The sequence below is a fragment of the Rhodoferax sp. genome (genome assembly GCF_018063565.1).
In the GTDB taxonomy this organism is placed as follows: domain Bacteria; phylum Pseudomonadota; class Gammaproteobacteria; order Burkholderiales; family Burkholderiaceae_C; genus Rhodoferax.
Window position 1 is genome coordinate 1 of sequence record NZ_JAGPBB010000172.1, and the last position, 3422, is coordinate 3422.

Annotated in this window: 3 protein-coding genes; 1 reads left to right on the top strand and 2 read right to left on the bottom strand. The window is 58.5% G+C overall.

What is annotated here, in order from left to right; translation table 11 throughout:
* The coding region (locus tag KBF66_RS19170) for an efflux RND transporter periplasmic adaptor subunit (RefSeq protein WP_296661312.1) at positions 1–545 on the bottom strand (545 nt) is incomplete at its 3' end.
* 308 nt (positions 546–853) lie between these two features.
* Between KBF66_RS19170 and KBF66_RS19175 the strand changes: the two genes are divergently transcribed.
* Positions 854–1477: a TetR family transcriptional regulator gene (locus KBF66_RS19175; RefSeq protein ID WP_296661309.1), complete on the top strand. Its 624-nt coding sequence runs from the start codon at positions 854–856 to the stop codon at positions 1475–1477.
* Positions 1478–1658: 181 nt separating this feature from the next.
* Here KBF66_RS19175 and KBF66_RS19180 read toward each other — a convergent pair whose 3' ends face one another.
* Positions 1659–3281 carry a glycosyltransferase family 39 protein gene (locus tag KBF66_RS19180; RefSeq protein ID WP_296661311.1) on the bottom strand — a complete coding sequence of 541 codons (1623 nt, stop codon included), beginning with the start codon at positions 3279–3281 and terminating at the stop codon, positions 1659–1661.
* Positions 3282–3422 lie beyond the last annotated feature (141 nt).

Below are 3422 nucleotides of genomic sequence, written 5' to 3' on the forward strand. Positions count from 1 at the left end.
AAGTTCACATAGACCGTGCTGGTCTGCTGAATCACGGCTAGCTGTGTGGCCTCGGCCGCGCTCACCAGAGCACCTTCTGTCACCAGCGACTGGCCAATGCGGCCCGAGATTGGTGCGTAGACGGATGCGTAATCGACGTTGATCTGTGCGGTTTGCGCCGCAGCTTTGGTCGTGGCAACATCAGCTTCGGCCTGCTTCTGTGCAGTTACCAGTGCGGTGTATTCCTGCTTGCTGACCGCGTTGGCTTCTACCAGCGGCTTGTAGCGCTCCACCTGTGCATTGGCCTGCGCCACATTTGCTTGCGCCTTGACCACGCTGGCCTGTGCGCTGTCCAGTGCGGCTTTGTACGGGGCGGGATCGATCTGGTACAGCGCCTGGCCGGCCTTGACTTCACTGCCTTCGCGGAACAGGCTGCGCAGAACCACGCCGTTCACCCGCGCGCGCACTTGCGCCACGCGCACTGCGCTGACACGGCCGGGCAATTCGCTTTGCAGGGCAACAGCCTGCGGGGCAATGGTCACGACGCCCACTTCTGCAGGCGGCATACCGCCTGCGCCGCCACCCGGCGCACCATCCTTGGCGCCGCAGGCGGCCAGCACCAATGCCACCGCGGTAGCCAACAGGGCGGCCTTGCCGGGGGGCCGGGAAAAGGAAGCAACGGAGGCAGGCGTGCGCACTGCAATCTGGCTAAACTGGGTCATGGGTAAGCCTTCGTTAGAAAAAATAAGGGCGCAGACGGAAAAGCCGTCAGAAAAATAAACCAGGTGGGGGAACCTCGTTAATTGGAGATTCAACTCTAGTATATATACACTTATGAATGTATTCTGACAGACCCTAAGAATCCGTTTTAGCCATGGCCCGCCGCACCAAAGAAGACGCCCTTGTCACCCGCAGCCTGATCCTGGACGCCGCCGAACGCGTGTTTCAGCGTCGCGGAGTGTCGCGCACGTCACTGCAGGAAATTGCCCAGGAAGCGGACCTGACCCGTGGCGCCATTTACTGGCATTTCCAGAACAAGGGCGACGTGTTCAACGCGATGTTGGATCGCGTGACCCTGCCGATGGAAGCTTCATTCAAAGACCCGCCCGGTACCACCATCGACAACCCGCTGGAACAGGTGCGTTTGAGCTTCGCCAACGCATTCCAGAAGACGGTGCATGACCCGCAAGTACGCCGTGTCTTTGAGATTGCAATCCATCTGGTTGAGTATGTGGATGAACTGGCCGCGGTGCGCGAGCGCCATATCGCCGCACGCGGTGAATGTCTGAGCGACATGGAGCATTTATTGGCGCGTGCCATGGAACTGGGCCACCTCAGCAAACGCATGACACCGAGCGCTGCAGCCACCGGCTTGTACGCGCTGATCAGCGGATTGCTGCAAAACTGGCTGCTGGACCCGAAGGCCTTTGATCTGGAAGTCGTTGGGGCGCAGACGCTGGAGGTCTATCTGGCGGGACTGGCGGTTTCCAAGCGCTGATTGCTATTATTTGTATAGCTGCTTGCGCTTGATGGCCGGGCGCTGCAGGCTTTTTTCTAAGCCGGCAGTACCGATCAAGCGCAGTCCCAGCGCCTTGACCCATTGACCAGTTGGAACGTGAAGTCAGTTTTGTCTTGAAGAATCCCTTGAGGAAAGCAGCACACCAAGCGTACGTGTAAGGCTACACCCCCACTTCAACGATTCTGAATTTCTCCAGCGGCTCATCCCCCTTGGCCATGCGCAGCATGCGAGGCAACAAACCGGTCTTGTGGTCAATCCACTCCCCCTCGGCCAGAGTCTTGTTGTTCCCCAGAAAATCGCGCACTGCGTCCATGTGTTCGGCCTTGATAACCAACAAGTAGCGGCTGCCGGGGCCTGGCAACTGCGAAGGCGCGTTCGCTGCCAAACAGCAAGGCAAGCCACGGTACAACGCCAACTCACGGGGAGTAATCTCATCCACGCGGTACATCACGATAGGTAGCGGACTCGGCGGCAACAGTTTGCTGACATTGTAGGCAACGCCATAGGCCTGCTGGGCCGTGAAAGTCATGCTCCCCACAAAGGCATAGAGGATGCAGACGGCAAGCACCGGATAGACCACGACCGCCCGTGCGGAGTGCGGGATGCCGCAACGCATGGCACCGGCCAGCATCAGTGCCAACGGAACCAGCACGATCAGCAAGAGGTTAGAGCGCTCCACATAAATCGCCATACCAACCGCAAAGCCAACGATCAGCAAGGTCGTCAGGGCCTGCATCGCAACCAATGGTCCGCGCCCGCCAGCCTGTGACAACCAGCGCTGCAAGTACTGGCCACACAAGATCGCGGCAAACGGGTACAGAATCACCGTGTAGTAATCGAGCTGGAACTCGGCGGCACTGAACACGGTAAAGGTCGTGAAGAATGCCGCCACCAGAAACACCAGTTTGGCGCGCTCTGGCTTGTCCACAACGGCAAACCGCCGGGCGCCGTCCACCAGCGCCGCCACAAAGGCGAGCACCCAGGGCATGAAGGCCCACAAGAATACATGCACAAAGTACAGCGGGCTACTTTCCCCGGTGCTGGGGACACCGGATTTGAAAAACCGGCCCAACTGGCTGTCCCATAGAAAGAAACGGATACCAGAAACCTGGTCTTGCCCCAACAGGTTTTTTTGCGGATTCACATCAAACTGCAGGTACAGCGCCATCAACTCCGGGGCCATGAACAGGCATGTCAATACCGCAGCCAGCAGCCATTTAGCGCTCCACAGCTTGCGCCACTGCCCCAGGTACAGCCACATGCAGACCAGCCCACTGGTGATGGTGATCAGTGTGAAAACGCCCTTGGTCATCACAGACATGGCGCTGAAAGCGGCGCCCAGCACCAGGTATTTCCACTTCGCATCGGCATCAAATCGTAGCCAGTAATAGCAGGCGCCGGTGATGGTGCCGGTCAAAAAAGCCTCGGCCTTGACGGCGCTGGAGGTGTACATCACATGGTAGGCACTCAGGAACACCAGCAGCGCAAGCAGCGCCGTATTCCGGTCAAACAGCAAGCGTGCGATGCGGTAGGTGAAGTAACCGCCCATCAAATGGAACAGAAAGCCCGGCAGGCTGTAGGCAAAGCTGCTCGGCCCCAACAGCTCGAAGGACAACGCAGTGACCCAAAACGGGAAGTGGGGCTTGTCCAGCCAAGACCGGCCATCCAACATCAGATCGGCCCAGTTGTTGTGTACAGCCATGTGCTGCGCGAGTGCGGCGTAGGTGACCGAGTCGCCTTCGACGATCAAGGGGTTCAGCAGTGCGGCAGCGTTAACCAGCAAGGTGATTGCAATCAGCCAGCGCAACTTCAAATTGTCCGATTTCAAATCGCTGCTCCACATTGCCAAACATCCCTCCATCGCGCTTGCAGCAGACCTTTTGGAGGGTCAGCCGGGATAAAGCCAGAAATAGCACATAAGCCT